We start from the raw sequence: 17,420 nt of genomic DNA, 5'->3' as shown, positions 1-17,420 counted from the left end.
CCCGCCGCACACGCGGCACGCCTCCCCCGCGCGCCGGTACACGTAGGTGCGTGGCCGCCCTTGCCGGTACGACGGTGGGCCGTGGTCGTGTTCGGGCAGCACGACGACGATCTGGCCGCGGCGCAAACCCACCTTCATCAGCGCCACCAGATCGATCCACGCCGCGTCGAACTCCGCCTCGCCGATCTCGCGGCCGAGCCGGAACGGATCGATGCGGTGGCGGAACAGCAATTCGCTGCGATAGACGTTACCCACGCCGGCGATCACGGTCTGGTCCATCAGCAACGCGCCAATCGGCTTGCGTGACTTGCTGATTCGAGCCCACGGCCACGCCGGGTCGGCGTCGTTGCGCAACGGGTCGGGACCGAGCTTGGCCACGATGTCGCTGACCTGACCTTCGTCGATGACCTCGCACACCGTCGGGCCGCGCAGGTCGGTGCCGTAGTCGGCGCCGACCATCCGCATCCGCACCTGCCCGACCGGTTCGGGCAGCGGCGCGTCGTGGGGCCGCTCCCACTCGGTGAAGGCGCCGTACAACCCGAGGTGCACGTGCACGATGGGGCCGCCTTGAGAGGGCTCGTAGTGGTGAAACAGGTGCTTGCCCCACGCGCTGGTGCGCCGCAGCACCCGGCCGTCGACGACGGCCGCCGCGTCCGCGAACCGGCCCTGCGGGCTGGACACCGCGACCGCCGCGCCGCCGTATCGGCGTTGATGCAGCCGGGCCAGCCGGTGCAGGGTGTGCCCTTCGGGCATCGCTTAAGCCGGTGCGCCGGGCACCGGCGGCGCCTGGTGGGTGCGTTCGTATTCGGCGAGGATGTCGATACGTCGTTGGTGGCGTGGGGCTTTCGACCACTGCGCGCTCAGGAAGGCGTCGACGATCGTCAACGCCTCCTCGACGGTATGCATGCGGCCGCCGATGCCGATCAACTGCGCGTTGTTGTGTTCGCGCGCCAGGGTCGCCGTCTCGACGCTCCACGCCAGCGCGCAGCGCGCTCCCGGCACCTTGTTGGCGGCGATCTGCTCACCGTTGCCCGACCCGCCGAGCACGATGCCCAGGCTCTCCGGGTCGGCCACCGTGCGCGTCGCCGCCGCGATGCAAAACGCCGGGTAGTCGTCCTCGGCGTCATAGCTGAACGCGCCGCAATCGATCGGTTCGTGCCCGGATTCCTTGAGGTGGGAGATGATCTGCTGCTTGAGCTCGTATCCGGCGTGGTCGGAACCCAGGTAGACGCGCATGCCCGCCATCTTTACAGCCGCGCACCCGCCGGGGCCAGTCGAGGCTCTAGTCGAACTGGGGCGGCTCGGTGCGGGTCCGCTTGAGCTCGAAGAAGTGCGGATACGAGGCGAAGGTCACCGAGGCGTCCCAGAGCTTGCCCGCTTCCTCGCCGCGCGGGATCTTCGAGATCACCGGCCCGAAGAACGCGACGCCGTTGACGTGGATGGTCGGCGTGCCGACGTCGTCGCCGACCGCGTCCATCCCCGCGTGGTGGCTCTTGCGCAGCGCCTCGTCGTAGTCCTCGCTCTGCGCGGCCTCGGCGAGCTCCGCCGGCAGGCCGGCGTCGGCCAGCGACAGCTTGATGACCTCTTCTAGGTTCTTGTTGTCCTCGTTGTGGATCCGGGTGCCCATCGCGGTGTACAGCGGGTCCAGCACTTTGGCGCCGTGGGCCTGCTCCGCGGCGATCGCCACCCGCACCGGCCCCCAGGCGTGCTTCATCATCTCGCGGTACTTGTCGGGCAGGCCTTCGCGGTTTTCGTTGAGGATCGCCAGGCTCATGACGTGGAAGTGCACCTCGATGTCGCGGACCTTCTCCACCTCGAGGATCCAGCGCGACGTGATCCAGCACCAGGGACACAGCGGATCGAACCAGAAATCGGCTCGGTTTTTCTCGTTGGCCTTCTCGGACATAGCGCGGTCCTCTCCTCGAGAGCAGATACGGTCAGAACACCGTTCAGCACAACCGTAGTCGCGCGGCGCGTGTTCCCGTCCCGTCGCTCCGGTTACCAGGCGTTCACCAACACGTTTAAGTTGGACGCGTGGCCCTTCCAAACCTCACCCGTGACCAGGCCGTCGAGCGCGCGGCCCTGATCACCGTCGACAGCTACCGGATCAACCTCGACGTCACCGACGGGTCGGGCGGCCCGGGCGATCGGACCTTCCGGTCCACCACCACCGTGGCGTTCGAGGCGCTGGCCGGCGCCGACACCGTCATCGACATCGCCGCCGACGCCATCCGCAGCGCCACCCTCAACGGCCGCGAACTCGACGTGTCCGGATACGACGAATCGACCGGCATCGCGCTGCGCGGGCTCGAGAAGCAAAACGTCCTCGTCGTCGACGCCGACTGCCGCTACTCCAACACCGGCGAGGGGCTGCATCGCTTCGTCGACCCGGTGGACGACGAGGTCTATCTGTATTCGCAGTTCGAAACGGCCGACGCCAAGCGCATGTTCGCGTGCTTCGACCAACCCGACCTCAAGGCGACGTTCGACCTGCGGGTGGCCGCGCCCAAACACTGGAAGGTGATCTCCAACGGCGCGACCGAGTCCGTCGAGGACTCGGACGAGGGCAGGGTACACACCTTCGCCACCACCCCGCGGATGAGCACCTACCTGGTGGCGCTGATCGCCGGCCCGTACGCCGAGTGGAGGGACTCCTACACCGACGAACACGGCGAGATCCCGCTGGGCATCTACTGCCGGGCCTCGCTGGCCGAATTCATGGACGCCGAGCGGTTATTCATCCAGACGAAGCAGGGATTTGGCTTCTACCACAAGAACTTTGGCCTGCCCTACGCGTTCGGCAAGTACGACCAGCTGTTCGTGCCCGAGTTCAACGCCGGCGCCATGGAAAACGCGGGGGCGGTGACCTTCCTCGAGGACTACGTCTTCCGCAGCAAGGTCACCCGGGCCTCCTACGAGCGGCGCGCCGAGACGGTGCTGCACGAGATGGCGCACATGTGGTTCGGCGACCTGGTCACCATGACGTGGTGGGACGACCTGTGGCTCAACGAGTCGTTCGCGACCTTCGCATCGGTGTTGTGCCAAAGCGAGGCAACCGAATTCACCGAGGCGTGGACGACGTTCGCCACCGTCGAGAAGTCATGGGCGTACCGCCAGGACCAGCTGCCGTCGACGCACCCGATCGCGGCCGAGATCCCCGACCTGGCCGCCGTCGAGGTGAACTTCGACGGGATCACCTACGCCAAGGGCGCGTCGGTCCTCAAGCAGCTGGTGGCCTACGTCGGGCTGGAGCACTTCATGGCCGGGCTGCGCGACTACTTCCGCAGGCACGCCTACGGCAACGCCACGTTCAGCGACCTGATCGCCGCGCTGGAAAAGGCGTCGGGTCGCGACCTGTCCGACTGGGGTCAGCAGTGGCTGAAAACCACCGGCCTGAACACGCTGCGGCCCGACTTCGACGTCGACGGCCCGGGCGCTGAGGGCAAGTTCACCCGGTTCGTGGTGCGCCAAAGCGGCGCCGCGCCCGGGGCGGGCGAGACGCGGGTGCACCGGCTGGCGATCGGCATCTACGACGACGATGATCCCGGCGGCGCCGGCAAGCTGGTGCGGGTCCACCGCGAGGAACTCGACGTCGAGGGCCCGGATACCGAAGTGCCTGCGCTGGTCGGGGTTTCGCGCGGCAAGCTGATCCTGGTCAACGACGACGACCTGACCTACTGTTCGCTGCGGCTCGACGGCCAGTCGCTGCAGACCGCGCTGGAGCGGATCGCCGACATCGCCGAGCCGCTGCCGCGCTCGCTGGTGTGGTCGGCCGCGTGGGAGATGACCCGCGATGCCGAGCTGCGCGCCCGTGATTTCGTGGCGTTGGTCTCCGGTGGCGTGCAGGCCGAAACCGAGGTCGGGGTGGCGCAACGGCTGCTGATGCAGGCCCAGACGGCGCTGGCGTCCTACGCCGAGCCGGGCTGGGCGCGCGAGCACGGCTGGCCGCAGTTCGCCGACCGGCTGCTGGAGTTGGCCCGCGCCGCGGCGCCCGGATCCGATCACCAGCTCGCGTTCGTCAACACGCTGTGCACGTCCGTCCTGTCGACGCGGCACGTCGTGACGCTGGCTGACCTGCTGGATCACGACCCGGCCGAGCGGGGTCTGGCCGGGCTGGAGATCGACACCGACCTGCGTTGGCGCATCGTGACCGCGCTGGCCGCCGCCGGCGAGATCGACGCCGACGGGTCCGCGACCCCGTTCATCGACGCCGAGGCGCGGCGTGACCCGACCGCTGCCGGCAAGCGCCACGGAGCCCAGGCGGCGGCGGCACGGCCCCAACTCGAGGTCAAGGAGCGGGCCTGGACGACGGTGATGGAGGACGACACGCTGGCCAACATCACGGCCCGATCGATCATCGCCGGCATCGCCCCGCCGGGGCAGCACGAGCTGCTCAAGCCGTTCACCGCGCGCTACTTCGACGCGATCGCCGGGGTCTGGGCGCGGCGCTCCAGCGAGGTCGCCCAAACCGTGGTGATCGGCCTCTACCCGCACTGGGACATCAGCGAGGCGGGCGTCGCGGCCGCCGACGAGTTCCTGAGCGACCCGGAGATTCCGCCGGCCCTGCGGCGGCTGGTGCTGGAAGGTCAGGCCGGGGTCAAGCGGTCGCTGCGCGCCCGCACGTTCGACGCGTCGTGATCCTGCTTTCCGGCGAGCGAGCATGTTTGTACGCCGACACGCCGCATTCGGCTTACATTTACGCGCCCTCGCGTGGTGGGCGGGAGGCTAGGCCGGTGCGATCCCGGCGCTGAGCACGCGGATCGCGCTGACCAGCCCGTCCACCAGGTGGCCCTGCTCGAACGCCGACGAGGCGGCGGCCACCCCGAGCGGCGCGGCCGACTCGGCGCCGCGGCCGCGGACCGCTGAGCCGTAGACCACCTCGATGACGGACTGGTTGGGCGACACGGCGAGCAGCACCGCGTTGTCGGGCGTCGGCACCTTGGCCAAGATCTCGCGGGCCCGCGCGGCGGTGTCGCTGCCCAGGTCCCCGAGGTAGATGGCGAACCGCGCCCGGGACGCCCGCGAGCCGTACTTCAGCGCGTCGTCGATGGCGACCAGGTCCTTGGTCGGAAACGGATAGTGCACCGACAGCTCACCCGGCTCGGTGACGCCCGAAATCCGGCCGCTGGTGGTGATCACCGAACCCTTCGGCAGCTCGCTGGGCGCGATCGTCGCAACCTCACCATGTGCCACTGGCGCCACCTCCCACCGAGAACTCCGACGTGCCGTGTCCGTGATGCGCGCCGCCGACGTCTTCGTCGGTGGCGGCCCACAGGATCGGCGGGTGCGTCCACTTCTCCGACATCTGGTAGGTCGCGGGGTGGGGCCCCTTATGCCGCCAGATCAGCAGGGACAGCACCACAACCAGCGCCAGCGGGATTCCGATGAAGTACAGGTGAATCTCTCCAGGGCTCACGACGCAAACCGTATCCCACCGGGTGATGTACCCGCACACTTGGACACGGGATTGGTCAGGCCGCACCCTCGCCGAGGTACCGGGCCCAGGACGGGTCCAGTTCCTTGACCGTCGACAGCAGCCGCCAGTGCTGCCCGGTAGGTGGCAGCGGCGCGCGGCGCAGCGCCCAGCCCAATTCGGCAAGCAGCTTGTCGCCTTTGCGGTGGTTGCAAGTCGAACAGCACGCCACGCAGTTCTCCCAGGAGTGGTCGCCGCCGCGGCTGCGCGGCACCACGTGGTCGACGGTGTCGGCCTTGGCCCCGCAGTAGGCGCAGCAGAAACGGTCGCGGTGCATCAGGGCGGCGCGGGTCATCGGCACGCGCGCCCGGTAGGGGACCCGCACGTAGGACCGCAGCTGGATCACCGAGGGAACCACGATCGACCTGGTCGCCGAGTGGATGACCGGCCCGGCCGGGTCGTCGTGCACCACGTCCGCCTTGCCGCAGATCACCATGACGATGGCCCGCCGCATCGGCAGCGCGGTCAGCGGCTCGTAGGTGGAATTGAGCAGGAGCACGCGCCGCCGGCTCCAGATCGACGCGGTTTCGTGGCGGGTAGGCGGGTGGGTATCGACGCTATGCAGGGGTGACGCGCTATGGAGGGGTGACGCGGTTGGGGGCCCGGTTAACCCTGCCGCGGCACCGGAACTGCGGTGGCTGCGGCGTCTCTTGCCATGCGCCATAGATCCTCCGCGGATAGTCCACCATGATTCGCCGCCAAACGCACCCTTATTGCTGGTGCGCGCCGTGACAAACCGGTGAACAGAAGGCGCGACGCGGGGCCGTACGGCCTTGCCAACCCGGCGATGCACCACAATGGAGGGGATGGATCAGGTGAGCTTCTACGACGCCGTCGGCGGTGCCGAAACCTTCAATGCGATCGTGTCGCGGTTTTACGCGCAGGTCCCCGAGGACGAGATTCTTTCTCAGCTGTACCCCGCGGACGACCTGGCCGGCGCCGAGGAGCGGCTGCGGATGTTCCTCGAGCAGTACTGGGGCGGCCCGCGCACCTACTCCGACCGGCGCGGGCATCCGCGGCTGCGGATGCGGCACGCGCCGTTCCGGATCACCCCCATCGAGCGCGATGCGTGGCTGCGCTGCATGCACACCGCGGTCGCCTCCATCGACTCGCAGACTTTGGACGACGCACACCGCCGCGAGTTGCTTGAATATCTGGAAATGGCCGCGCACTCCCTGGTCAATTCATCGTTCTGATCCCAGTAACCGAACGGAGCAGCATGAGCCCCGAGCCGTGGTGGTTGAGCGCGGTCTTCTACCAGGTCTACCCGCGGTCGTTCGCCGACAGCGACGGCGACGGCGTCGGCGACCTGGACGGGTTGACCGCCCGCCTGGACTACCTCACGCAGCTCGGCATCGACGCGATCTGGCTCAACCCGGTCACCGTTTCGCCGATGGCCGACCACGGCTATGACGTCGCCGACCCGCGGGACGTCGACCCGCTGTTCGGCGGGATGGCCGCGATCGAGCGGCTGATCTCGGCGGCCCACGAGCGGGGCATCAAGATCACCATGGACGTGGTGCCCAACCACACCAGTTCGGCGCACCCGTGGTTCCAGGCGGCGCTGGCCGCCGGTCCGGGCACCGACGCGCGGGACCGCTACTACTTTCGCGACGGCCGCGGTCCCGACGGCGAATTGCCGCCGAACAACTGGACATCGGTGTTCGGCGGGTCGGCCTGGACCCGGGTGATCGAGCCGGACGGCAACCCCGGCCAGTACTACCTGCATCTCTTCGATGCCGAGCAGCCCGACCTGAACTGGGAGCACCCCGAAGTCTTCGACGACTTCGAGAAGACGCTGCGCTTCTGGCTGGAGCGCGGCGTGGACGGCTTCCGCATCGACGTGGCCCACGGGATGGCCAAGCCGCCCGGCCTGCCCGATGCGAAGGACGACGTCAAGGTGTTGAGCCACAGCGACGACGACCCGCGCTTCAACCACCCGAGCGTGCACGAGATTCACCGCGGAATCCGCAAGATCGTCGACGACTACTCGCCGGCGGTGACGATTGGCGAGGTGTGGGTGATGGACAACCTCCTCTGGGCCGAGTACCTGCGGCCCGACGAACTGCATCTCGGCTTCAATTTCCGGCTGACGAAGATCGACTTCGACGCGCGCGAAATCCACGACGCGATCCAGAATTCGTTGGAAGCCACCGCGATTGAGAACGCCACCCCGACCTGGACGCTTTCCAACCACGACGTGGGCCGGGAGGTCACCCGCTACGGCGGCGGCGAGATCGGGCTGCGCCGGGCGCGGGCGATGGCGATGGTGATGCTGGCCTTGCCCGGCGCGGTATTCATCTATAACGGTGAGGAATTGGGCCTGCCCGATGTCGTGGACCTGCCCGACGAGGTGCTCCAGGACCCGACGTGGGAACGCTCCGGGCATACCGAACGCGGCCGCGACAAGTGCCGGGTCCCGCTTCCCTGGTCGGGCGACGCTCCCCCGTTCGGCTTCTCCACCTCCGCCGACACCTGGCTGCCGATGCCGGCCGACTGGGCGGCGCTGACCGTCGAAAAGCAGCTCGACGATCCCGACTCGATGTTGTCCTTTTACCGGCGGGCCATCCAACTACGCAGGGAGCGAAGCGAATTCGACGGCGGCGAGCTCGAATGGCTGGCCGCCGACGACGACCTGCTGATCTTCGAGCGGCACGGCGGCGCGCTGGTGTGTGCGCTGAACGCCGGCCGGCTGCCGATGGCTTTGCCGCCGGGCGAGGTGATCCTGGTCAGCGCGCCGTTGGTCGATGGCAAGCTGCCGCAGGACGCGGCGGCCTGGCTGGTCTGAGCGCCTCGAGCCCGTCAGTGCAGGACCAGCGCCGCGTGCGTGCGGCGCCGGTACACCGAGCCGAACTTGGCGTCGACCCGCAGCCAGTTCGGCAGGATCCGGACCCGGACCATCTCGTCGGCGCCGATCGCATCGGGTGATTGGGGCAGGAAACCCATTGCGGTCAAGGCGAACACGCAGCGCATCGGAAGGCCCACGCTGAGGTCGGCCGAGCTGACCCGGATGACCTCCTGGTCGAGCAGCGACACCGGGGGGCCATGGGAACTGCCGTGCTCCTTGGCGAGTTGCGCGCCGCGCTGCGCGAGCTCCAGCATCACCCGGGCGGGTACGTCGTCGAGGTGGGTGAAGCCGGATTCGGGGGGCAGGGCCCCCCGCCATGCGGAGTCCATCGCGTAGCCGGGATCGACGTAGCCCTCGGCGTCCATCGCCGAAAGGCCACGCGCCAGCCCGTCCGCCGCGACGGACAAATCGTCGGGTCGCACCCGGCCGACCACCACCCGGCTCGCGAGCACATCGAAACCGGTTGCCACCCAAGCGGTCAGCAGTCCGGCGGATCGGGCCCGCAGCCGGATGACCGCGGCGTCGTCGAGGCGCATCGCGTGATCGACGAACGTGGCGAGATCCGCGCGGTGGGTGGCGTCACGCAACCACACACCTCGCTCGGCCACACCGCTTATTCCCTGAGCCACCGTTGCAGAAACTCCCGATGCTGGGGCAAAAGCCGAAACAGCCGCTGCTCCTCGATGTGCACGGCGGCCAGTTGCGTCTCGGCGATGACCGCGGGCTTGGACGCCGGATCGGCGTTCACCGAGCGCACCTCGTAGCCGAGCGTGAAGTCGACCGTCCGGTGCTGTTTGGTCCAAATCGTCACCTGCAGAGGCGAATCGGTCAGGCGCAGCTGACTCTTGTAGGTGACGCGCACGTCGGCGATCAGCAACCCGATGGTCGTGACGTCGGCGGCGAAGGGTTCCTTGAGGAACTGCACCCGCGCCTCTTCGAGGATGGTGACCATGGTGGCATGGTTGACGTGCTGGTACATGTCGATGTCCGACCAGCGCACGGGCACCGGCGCGACGAAGCCAACGCTCAACTCGACGATCCCCTGCCGCTGGTGCGGGTCATCCGGCGGATCTGGCGCGCGGCCACCGACAGCGTCGCGAGATCCTTTGCCCCGCTTTCCTGGATCTCGCTGAGCGTGCGGCGGGCCCGCTCCACTCGGGACGCGCTGATGTGTTCCCACTCGCCGATCTTCTCTTCGCCGCTCTCGTTGGGCTCGCCGACGGCCAGCACGTCGAAGCACAGCGATCGCAGCGACGCATAGATGTCGTCGCGAATCGCCAAGCGCGCCAACGATTGCCAGCGATCGTGGCGGGGTAACTCCGAAACCGCCGTCAGCAGGCCGTCAGTGCCCAGGTGGTCCATCAAAGCGAAATAGGTGTCCGCGACCTCGGCGCTGTCCATTTCGGTGATGTCCGCGACGTCGATGATGTCGAGCAGGCTGTAGCGGTACAGGCCGGCGGCCACCATGTAAGACAGGTCCGCCGGTGCGCCCTGCGAGGCGAATTCGGCGGCTTCCTTTTCGACGATGGCCTTGTCGTCGCCGCGCAGCCACTCCGACATCCGCGGCGTCAGCTCCTTGACCTTCGCGGCGAACCGGTTGATCTCGGCGCCGACGGCCAACGGCTGCGGCCGATAGTTGAGCAGCCAGCGTCCGGCGCGGTCGATCAGCCGTCGAGTGTCCAGCGTGAGCCGGTCGGACAGCGCGACGGGCACGCTCGCCGCGCGGATCTGCCGCCAGATCTCGCTCACGCCGAAGATGGCGTCGGTGGCGACGTAGGTGCGCACCGCGTCGATCGGTCCGACGCCGACGTCCTCGGTGATCCGGAACGCGTAGCTGATGCCCGCGGCGTCCACCAGGTCGTTGATCAGCATGGTGGTGACGATCTCCCGGCGTAGCTGATGGCCGCGGATCTCCGGGGTGAACCGCTCGCGCAGCTGCGTCGGAAAGTATTGCGGCAGCCGGGATGCGAAGACGTCCTGCTCGGGCAGTTCGGTGGTGAGCATCTCTTCTTTGAGCGCCAGCTTGACGTGGGCCATGAGGGTGCACAGCTCGGGAGAGGTGAGCCCGATTCCGACGTCGATGCGCCGGTGGATCTCCTTCTCCGACGGCAGCGCCTCCAGCTCGCGGTTGATGCCGCGGTCTTCGAGGTACTTGATCTGCATCGCGTGCACGGGCAGCAGGCTGGCCGCGTTGGCGCGGCTGGTGCCGATCAGGTCGTTCTGGTCCTCGTTGTCGAGCAACACCAGCCGCCCGACCTCGTCGGTCATCGACTCCAGCAGCTCCTTGCGCTCCTCCGCCTTGACCTTGCCGGCCGTGACCAGCGAGTCGATCAGGATCTTGATGTTGACCTCGTGGTCGGAACAGTCCACGCCGGCGGAGTTGTCCATCGCGTCGGTGTTGATCCGCCCGCCCGACAGATCGAATTCGACGCGGCCCAGCGCGGTCACCCCCAGGTTGCCGCCCTCCCCAATGACCTTGGCGCGCACCTGGTTTGCGTTGACGCGCACCGGATCGTTGGCGCGGTCGCCGACGTCGGCGTCGGACTCGGATTCGGCCTTGATGTAGGTGCCGATGCCTCCGTTGAACAACAGGTCGACGGGCGCCTGCAGGATCGCCCTGATCAGGTTGGGCGGGGACATCTCGGTGACCCCCTCTTCAGGCGCGTCGAGCCCTAGCGCCTCGCGGACCTGCGGGCTGATGGGGATGGCCTTCTGGTCGCGGTTGTATACCCCGCCGCCCTCGCTGATCAGCGACTTGTCGTAGTCGTCCCAGCTGGACCGCGGCAGGTCGAACATCCGCCGCCGTTCCTGCCACGACGCCGCCGGGTCGGGGTCCGGGTCCAAGAAGACGTGCCGATGATCGAAGGCGGCGAGCAGCTTGATGTGCTTGCTCAGCAGCATGCCGTTGCCGAACACGTCGCCGCTCATGTCGCCGACGCCGACGACGGTGAAGTCCTCGGTCTGGGTGTCGACGCCCATCTCACGGAAGTGGCGCTTGACGGCCTCCCAGGCGCCCTTGGCGGTGATGCCCATGGCCTTGTGGTCGTAGCCCACCGACCCGCCGGACGCGAACGCGTCACCCAGCCAGAACCCGTAGGACTTGGCGACGTCGTTGGCAATGTCGGAGAACGTCGCGGTGCCCTTGTCGGCGGCCACCACCAGGTAGGCGTCGTCCCCGTCCCGGCGAATCACCTCCGGCGGCGGGCTGACCTTTTTCGTCGCGTGGTCGACGTTGTCGGTGACGTCGAGCAGGCCGGAGATGAACAGCTGATAGCAGGCGACGCCCTCGGCGCGGGTGGCGTCGCGGTCGGCGGCGGCCTCGCCCGACGGCAGTGGTGGCCGCTTGACGACGAATCCGCCCTTGGCCCCGACCGGCACGATGACGGCGTTTTTCACCGCCTGCGCCTTGACCAAACCCAGGATCTCGGTGCGGAAGTCGTCGCGGCGGTCGGACCAGCGCAGGCCCCCGCGCGCCACCGGGCCGAATCGCAGGTGCACGCCCTCCACGCGCGGCGAGTACACGAAGATCTCGAATTTCGGCCGCGGCAGCGGAAGTTCGTCGATCAGCTGCGCATCCAGCTTGAGCGCCAACACATTACGGGCGCGGGCGGATCCCTTCCGGGTCACGAAGTAGTTGGTTCGCAGCGTGGCCTGCACCAGCGACGCGAACGCGCGCAGGATGCGGTCGGTGTCCAGGCCCACCACCGCGTCGATGTCCGCGGCGACCGCGGCGGCGGCCGCTTGTGCGTCGCGACCGGTCGGCGACCCCTTAGCAGCGGACGCCCTCGGATCGAAGAGCGCCTCGAACAGGGTGACCAGGGACCGCACGGTCGACGGATGCTCGCTCAGCACCGATTCGATGTGGGATTGGCTGTACGGAAAGCCGGCCTGCCGCAGGTATTTCGCGTAGGCGCGCAGCAGCACGACCTGCTGCCAGGTCAGCCGCGCGCGCATCACCAGCTCGTTGAACCGGTCGATCTCGACGCGCCCCTGCCAGATGGCGGTGACGGCGTCGGCGAATCGCTCCGCGGTGGACTCCCGTTCGGCCGCCGTCGTCGCCAGCGGGATCGTCGGGTGCGGCTGGATCTTGAACTGGTAGATCCACACGGCAAGCCCGTCCTCGCGCGTGACGGTGAACGGGCGCTCTTCGAGCACCACGACTCCCATGCTCTGCAGCATCGGCAGCAGCTGGCTCAACGACGCGGTGTGACCGCCGACGAACCAGGTCAGCTGAGCGGCCGCGTCCTCGCCGCGCTCGGAGAACACCAGCTTGACCGAATCATCGGACAGCTCTTTGATGATCGCGATGTGCTCGATGGCGTCGTCGGGCGTGACGGCCTGCTTGTAGACCTCCGAGAAGGCGGCGGCGTAGTGCTCGGCGTCGGCGTGCGAGACGGGCCCGTCGGAGACCTCGGCCGCGGCAGCGATCAGTCGGTCGCCCCAGGTTCGCGCGGCTTCGCTGAGCAGGCCCTGGATCCGGATGCGGTTGGCTTCCGAGACGTCGACGGCCGTCGCGTTCTCGGGCAGCCGGACCATGAAATGCATGAGCGCCCAAGGTGATTCGCTGACGCGCGCGGTGAATTCCAGTCGTGTGCCGCCGAATTCGTGGACCAGGATGTCCTCGATCTGCAGGCGCACCGGGGTGGTGTAGCGATCGCGGGGCACATAGACCAGGCACGAGACGAAGTACTGCAGGCGATCGGCGCGCAGGAACAGCAAGGCGCGCCGCTGCGATCCCAGGTCCACCACCGCTTTGGCCATCGTCAGGAGTCGTTCGGCGCTGAGCGTGAACAGCTCCGAGCGCGGGACGGTCTGGATGACGTCGAGCAACAACTGGCCCGGGTGGATGGGGTCGCCGTCGGCCATCGCGAGCGCCTCGCGGACCCGGCTCGAGACCGTCGGGATGTCCAGGACGTCGGCGTTCATGGCGGCGACCGTGAAGAGTCCGACGAAGCGGTGCTCGAAGACCGCCCTGCCGCCCTGGCCGTCGTCCGCGTATTCGCGAACCGCGATCGCGTACGGGTAGGCACCGTAGCGCAGGTAGCTGCCGACCACGGATTGGGCCAGAACCAGCAAGTGGTCCTCGTCGGTCAATCGCGGCCGCGAACCGGTGCGGGTGCGCAGCACCCCGAGGCCGGTCGCGCCGTCAGCGGAGACCACGTTGTCGTGCACCCGCGCGCGTTGATAGCCCAGCAGCAGGAAGTTTCCGTTGCCCAGCCAGCGCAGCAGCTGGGCGACGTCCTCGCGGTCCGGCGCCGAAAATCGGTCATCGGCGTTGGTCTGCACGGCCTCGGCCAGCTCGCTCAGGGCAGTGATCATCGAGGCGGCGTCGGTGGCGACCTGCTCGACGTCGGCCAGCACCTTGGGCAGCAGCCGTTCGACCTCGGTGAGGACCTTGCTGTCGACGGACGGCGACAGCGGGACGTAGATCCACGCCTCGCCGTCGTATTGCGATTTGCCGGGCGATTTCGGTTCGACGCTGAGCAGCTCGCCCGCCGAGTCGCGGTGCACGTCGAACACCGGGGTCATGATGCCGGCGTAGGCGACTCCCAGCCGGTGCAGCAGCACCGTGACGGAGTCCAACAGCATGCTGCCGTGGTCGGTGACGACCTGCAGGGCGGGCCCGAATCCGTCGGGATCGTCGGCCCCGTGCACACAGACACAGCTCTTGCCCTGCGATCGGCACTCGGCCAGGCGATAGTGCGCGCGCAGCATGGCGGGGGTCACCATGGCCGCGGGGTCGACGGGACCGGGTACGCCGGCGTCCAAGGCTCCCGGTTCGTCGCCGCGGGGACCTCGGTAACTCTCGATGTAGGCGTTCGCGATCCAGTCGGGGATGTCGTCACGCGTGGTGAACGTGGTCCACGGCTTGAGATCCTGCTTAGCACCGGGATCGATCGTCATGCCGATTGCTCCCAACTCGCGACGGATGCCACTCTGCGCCCGATCGCCCCACTTCTCAGCGGGGCAGCCCTGACACTAGTCGCGCGTCAGCTTGCGGTGGGTGACTCTGTGCGGCCTGGCGGCGTCGACTCCGAGGCGTTCCACCTTGTTTTCCTCGTACGCGCCGAAGTTGCCCTCGAACCAGAACCACTTGGCCTCGTTGTCCTCGTCGCCTTCCCACGCCAGGATGTGCGTGCACGTGCGGTCGAGGAACCAGCGGTCGTGGCTGATCACCACCGCGCAGCCGGGGAATTTCTCCAGCGCGTTCTCCAACGAGCTCAGCGTCTCGACGTCGAGGTCGTTGGTCGGCTCGTCCAGCAGGATGAGGTTGCCGCCCTCCTTCAACGTGAGCGCCAGGTTCAGCCGGTTGCGCTCACCGCCGGACAGCACGCCCGCCGGCTTCTGCTGGTCCGGCCCCTTGAAGCCGAACGCCGACACGTAGGCCCGGGACGGGATCTCGTTCTGGCCGACCTCGATGTAGTCCAGCCCGTCGGAAACCACTTCCCACACCGTCTTTTTGGGGTCGATGCCGGAGCGGGTCTGGTCCACGTAGCTGAGCTTGACGGTGTCCCCGACCTTGACGGTGCCGCTGTCCGGCTGTTCGAGGCCGACGATGGTCTTGAACAGCGTGGTCTTGCCGACGCCGTTGGGGCCGATGACGCCGACGATGCCGTTGCGCGGCAGCGTGAACGACAGGTCCTTGATGAGGGTGCGCCCGTCGTAGCCCTTGTCCAGGTGCTCGACCTCGACGACGACGTTGCCCAATCGCGGGCCCACCGGGATCTGGATCTCCTCGAAGTCGAGCTTGCGCGTCTTCTCCGCCTCGGCGGCCATTTCTTCGTAGCGCTGCAGGCGCGCCTTGCTCTTGGCCTGCCGCGCCTTGGCGCCGGACCGGACCCAGGCCAGCTCCTCGGTCAGCCGCTTCTGCAGCTTGGCGTCCTTGCGGCCCTGCACGGCGATCCGCTCGGCCTTCTTCTCCAGGTAGGTCGAGTAGTTGCCCTCGTAGGGGTAGGCGCGGCCGCGGTCGAGCTCGAGGATCCACTCGGCGACGTTGTCCAGGAAGTAGCGGTCGTGGGTCACCGCCAGGATGGCCCCCGCGTACGCGGCCAAGTGCTGTTCGAGCCACTGCACGCTCTCGGCGTCCAGGTGGTTGGTCGGCTCGTCAAGCAGCAGCAGGTCCGGTTTGGACAGCAGCAGCTTGCACAGCGCGACGCGGCGCCGCTCCCCGCCGGACAGGTTCGTGACCGGCTCGTCCGGCGGCGGGCAGCGCAGCGCGTCCATCGCCTGCTCCAGCTGGGAGTCGAGGTCCCACGCGTCGGCGTGGTCCAGCTCCTCCTGCAGCCGGCCCATCTCCTCCATCAGCTCGTCGGAGTAGTCGGTGGCCATCAGTTCCGCCACCTCGTTGAAGCGGTCGAGCTTGACCTTAATGTCGCCCAGGCCCTCTTCGACGTTGCCGCGGACCGTCTTCTCCTCATTCAGCGGCGGCTCCTGCTGCAGGATGCCGACGCTGGCGCCGGTGGCCAGGAACGCCTCGCCGTTGTTGGGCTTGTCCAGGCCGGCCATGATCCGCAAGACGCTCGACTTGCCGGCGCCGTTGGGGCCGACGACACCGATCTTGGCGCCCGGGAAGAAGCTCAACGTGACGTCGTCCAGGATCACCTTGTCGCCGTGCGCCTTGCGGACCTTCTTCATCGTGTAGATGAACTCAGCCATGCCGCGGTTTTGCCTTTCTGGTCTTTGAGAGAGCTCTCGCGGACCATCCTAGGCATCGCGCGGCGGCGCCGATCCCGCAGCTAAGCCGTCAGCGGCAGCGCTGCCGAATCGTCAGGCTCGACGCCGTTGTCGGCATCGGTGTCCTCACCAGCGGCATCGGCCGCTGCTGCCGTGGACGGCGCGGCGTCCGCGGCCGTCGGCCCCGTGTAGCCCGGCCTCTCGATGCGCACGATCGCGCGGGACACGTCCGGCCCGACGGAGGTCGCCCGCATCTCGAGCGATGAACGGCGATTGCCGTCGCGGTCCTCGTACTCGCTGGTGTACACGTGGCCCACCACGATCACCGGCGCGCCCTTGCCCAACGCCGCACCCACGCCGGTGACCAACTTTCCCCAGCAATTGACGTTGATGAACAGCGAGTTGCCCGCCTCCCAGCCGCCGTCGGCCGTGCGCCGCCGGGAGTTGCTGGCCACGCGGAACTTGATGACCTCCTGGGTGCCGACCTGTCGGCGTTCGGGGTTGTTGACGATGTGGCCGACGACCGTAAGTGGTGTTTCAAACATGGCTCATTCCCTTCTCGATTGCATTTCTCTGCCGTGGTGACCATTGACCCCGGCACTACCGACGAAGCGTGCAAACGGCGGTAGGAGGTTGGCGGCCCTGTGGAGAGAGGCGGGACTGTGAATTAGTCCGCCAACGAGCGCGATCGAGCTTTCGGGCGTTAGATCAAACCTCTGTCGGATCACTACGACCAGTTGCGTTCGCCGCGGCTTTCGAGAAACGGGAAGGTCGGCAACCCGACAATCCCGTGGACTGCGAGTGGTACCATATCTTGTACCACTAGCAAGGAGGACCTCGGTGGCGATCACTGCGAGCGAGGCGCGCAAGAACCTGTTTCCTTTGATTGAGAAGGTGAACGCCGACCGGATGCCGGTTGAGATCACGTCGAAGGCGGGTCGCGCAGTGCTGATGTCCGCGGACGACTGGGAAGCGTGGCAGGAGACGGCGTATCTGTTCCAGTCCCCGGCGAACGCCCGCCGGCTTCTCGACGCGGCTGACGCCCTGGATCGGGGTCGCGGAATCCGGGCCGATCTCGCCGAGTGAATATTGTCTTCTCGCCTCAGGCGTGGGAGGACTACCTACACTGGCAGACCGCCGACCGTGCGGTGCTCAAGCGGATCAACAAGCTCATTGCCGACGCTTGCCGATCGCCGCAGGAAGGCATCGGCAAGCCCGAACCATTGAAATACGGGCTCGTGGGCGCTTGGTCTCGACGGATTACCCAGGAGCACCGACTGGTCTACCGGGTTGTCGGCGATGACCTGCAGATCCTGCAGACCCGGTATCACTACAGCTAGCCGGGCGGATGCCACGCATCTCGGCGGAGGGCTCGCGAGCGTAACGACGCTGCGAAATCCCGGGCGAGTTTTCGCAGTGAGGTTA

At 67.8% G+C, this 17,420-nt stretch carries 16 protein-coding genes; 5 read left to right on the top strand and 11 right to left on the bottom strand.

Translation table 11 applies throughout. The annotated features are described in order from the left end of the window. The 3 genes from A5706_RS26945 to A5706_RS26935 form a co-directional block, all read right to left on the bottom strand. The coding region (locus A5706_RS26945) for an Fpg/Nei family DNA glycosylase (protein WP_068137972.1) at positions 1-753 on the bottom strand (753 nt) is incomplete at its 3' end. Positions 754-756: 3 nt separating this feature from the next. Further along, positions 757-1,236: a ribose-5-phosphate isomerase gene (locus A5706_RS26940; protein ID WP_068137978.1), complete on the bottom strand. Its 480-nt coding sequence runs from the start codon at positions 1,234-1,236 to the stop codon at positions 757-759. Between the two features lie 46 nt (positions 1,237-1,282). Then, positions 1,283-1,906, bottom strand: coding sequence for an Rv2466c family mycothiol-dependent reductase (locus A5706_RS26935; protein ID WP_068137968.1), 624 nt, complete (start codon positions 1,904-1,906; stop codon positions 1,283-1,285). Between the two features lie 128 nt (positions 1,907-2,034). On the opposite strand from A5706_RS26935, the gene pepN reads away from it, so the two are divergent. After that, positions 2,035-4,638, top strand: coding sequence for an aminopeptidase N (gene pepN / locus A5706_RS26930; protein ID WP_068137965.1), 2,604 nt, complete (start codon positions 2,035-2,037; stop codon positions 4,636-4,638). An 87-nt stretch (positions 4,639-4,725) separates the two neighbouring features. On the opposite strand, the gene A5706_RS26925 is transcribed toward pepN, so the two are convergent. From A5706_RS26925 to A5706_RS26915, 3 genes are read right to left on the bottom strand one after another with little or no spacing between them, the layout of a single operon-like run. After that, the gene (locus A5706_RS26925; RefSeq protein WP_068137960.1) at positions 4,726-5,193 is read right to left on the bottom strand and encodes a DUF5130 domain-containing protein; all 468 of its coding nucleotides are present in this window, start codon (positions 5,191-5,193) and stop codon (positions 4,726-4,728) included. After that, positions 5,180-5,416 carry a hypothetical protein gene (locus tag A5706_RS26920; protein WP_068137956.1) on the bottom strand — a complete coding sequence of 79 codons (237 nt, stop codon included), beginning with the start codon at positions 5,414-5,416 and terminating at the stop codon, positions 5,180-5,182. Before A5706_RS26920 ends, A5706_RS26925 begins: the two co-directional genes overlap by 14 nt. Positions 5,417-5,471: 55 nt before the next feature. Beyond that, the gene (locus A5706_RS26915; RefSeq protein WP_068137953.1) at positions 5,472-6,137 is read right to left on the bottom strand and encodes an HNH endonuclease; all 666 of its coding nucleotides are present in this window, start codon (positions 6,135-6,137) and stop codon (positions 5,472-5,474) included. Positions 6,138-6,279: 142 nt separating this feature from the next. Between A5706_RS26915 and A5706_RS26910 the strand changes: the two genes are divergently transcribed. Then, a complete protein-coding gene (locus A5706_RS26910) occupies positions 6,280-6,669 on the top strand; it encodes a globin (protein WP_067159296.1) in 390 nt (129 codons plus the stop codon). 23 nt (positions 6,670-6,692) lie between these two features. Next, positions 6,693-8,261 carry a glycoside hydrolase family 13 protein gene (locus tag A5706_RS26905; protein WP_068137950.1) on the top strand — a complete coding sequence of 523 codons (1,569 nt, stop codon included), beginning with the start codon at positions 6,693-6,695 and terminating at the stop codon, positions 8,259-8,261. A 14-nt stretch (positions 8,262-8,275) separates the two neighbouring features. On the opposite strand, the gene A5706_RS26900 is transcribed toward A5706_RS26905, so the two are convergent. The 5 genes from A5706_RS26900 to A5706_RS26880 form a co-directional block, all read right to left on the bottom strand. Next, entirely contained in the window at positions 8,276-8,929 is a 654-nt protein-coding gene (locus A5706_RS26900; protein ID WP_156767359.1) for a hypothetical protein, read from the bottom strand. Positions 8,930-8,934: 5 nt separating this feature from the next. After that, positions 8,935-9,351, bottom strand: a complete 417-nt coding sequence (locus tag A5706_RS26895) for a thioesterase family protein (RefSeq protein ID WP_068137947.1) — start codon at positions 9,349-9,351, stop codon at positions 8,935-8,937. Continuing rightward, on the bottom strand, positions 9,348-14,225 hold the full coding sequence (locus A5706_RS26890) for an NAD-glutamate dehydrogenase (protein ID WP_068137944.1): 4,878 nt from the start codon (positions 14,223-14,225) through the stop codon (positions 9,348-9,350). Before A5706_RS26890 ends, A5706_RS26895 begins: the two co-directional genes overlap by 4 nt. Before the next feature lie 75 nt (positions 14,226-14,300). Continuing rightward, positions 14,301-15,977: an energy-dependent translational throttle protein EttA gene (gene ettA / locus A5706_RS26885; protein WP_068137941.1), complete on the bottom strand. Its 1,677-nt coding sequence runs from the start codon at positions 15,975-15,977 to the stop codon at positions 14,301-14,303. Between the two features lie 80 nt (positions 15,978-16,057). Then, positions 16,058-16,540: a single-stranded DNA-binding protein gene (locus A5706_RS26880; RefSeq protein WP_068137938.1), complete on the bottom strand. Its 483-nt coding sequence runs from the start codon at positions 16,538-16,540 to the stop codon at positions 16,058-16,060. A 295-nt stretch (positions 16,541-16,835) separates the two neighbouring features. Here A5706_RS26880 and A5706_RS26875 point away from each other — a divergent pair, with 295 nt between their 5' ends. Both A5706_RS26875 and A5706_RS26870 read left to right on the top strand, forming a co-directional pair. Beyond that, the gene (locus tag A5706_RS26875; RefSeq protein ID WP_068104003.1) at positions 16,836-17,081 is read left to right on the top strand and encodes a type II toxin-antitoxin system Phd/YefM family antitoxin; all 246 of its coding nucleotides are present in this window, start codon (positions 16,836-16,838) and stop codon (positions 17,079-17,081) included. Continuing rightward, positions 17,078-17,335, top strand: a complete 258-nt coding sequence (locus tag A5706_RS26870) for a Txe/YoeB family addiction module toxin (protein WP_068137936.1) — start codon at positions 17,078-17,080, stop codon at positions 17,333-17,335. Before A5706_RS26875 ends, A5706_RS26870 begins: the two co-directional genes overlap by 4 nt. Positions 17,336-17,420 lie beyond the last annotated feature (85 nt).

Origin of the sequence: Mycobacterium sp. E796, assembly GCF_001672815.1 — a bacterium.
Lineage (GTDB): Bacteria > Actinomycetota > Actinomycetes > Mycobacteriales > Mycobacteriaceae > Mycobacterium.
Note: the sequence above shows the minus strand (reverse complement) of the source record. Positions and strands in the feature narration are given on the sequence as shown.

What these genes read in the sequence shown, in the direction of transcription:
- ettA (WP_068137941.1), bottom strand. Translation starts at nt 15,977, where the DNA reads ATGGCTGAGTTCATCTACACGATGAAGAAGGTCCGCAAGGCGCACGGC.
- A5706_RS26915 (WP_068137953.1), bottom strand. Translation starts at nt 6,137, where the DNA reads ATGGCGCATGGCAAGAGACGCCGCAGCCACCGCAGTTCCGGTGCCGCG.
- A5706_RS26935 (WP_068137968.1), bottom strand. Translation starts at nt 1,906, where the DNA reads ATGTCCGAGAAGGCCAACGAGAAAAACCGAGCCGATTTCTGGTTCGAT.
- A5706_RS26910 (WP_067159296.1), top strand. Translation starts at nt 6,280, where the DNA reads ATGGATCAGGTGAGCTTCTACGACGCCGTCGGCGGTGCCGAAACCTTC.
- A5706_RS26940 (WP_068137978.1), bottom strand. Translation starts at nt 1,236, where the DNA reads ATGCGCGTCTACCTGGGTTCCGACCACGCCGGATACGAGCTCAAGCAG.
- A5706_RS26905 (WP_068137950.1), top strand. Translation starts at nt 6,693, where the DNA reads ATGAGCCCCGAGCCGTGGTGGTTGAGCGCGGTCTTCTACCAGGTCTAC.
- A5706_RS26890 (WP_068137944.1), bottom strand. Translation starts at nt 14,225, where the DNA reads ATGACGATCGATCCCGGTGCTAAGCAGGATCTCAAGCCGTGGACCACG.
- A5706_RS26880 (WP_068137938.1), bottom strand. Translation starts at nt 16,540, where the DNA reads ATGTTTGAAACACCACTTACGGTCGTCGGCCACATCGTCAACAACCCC.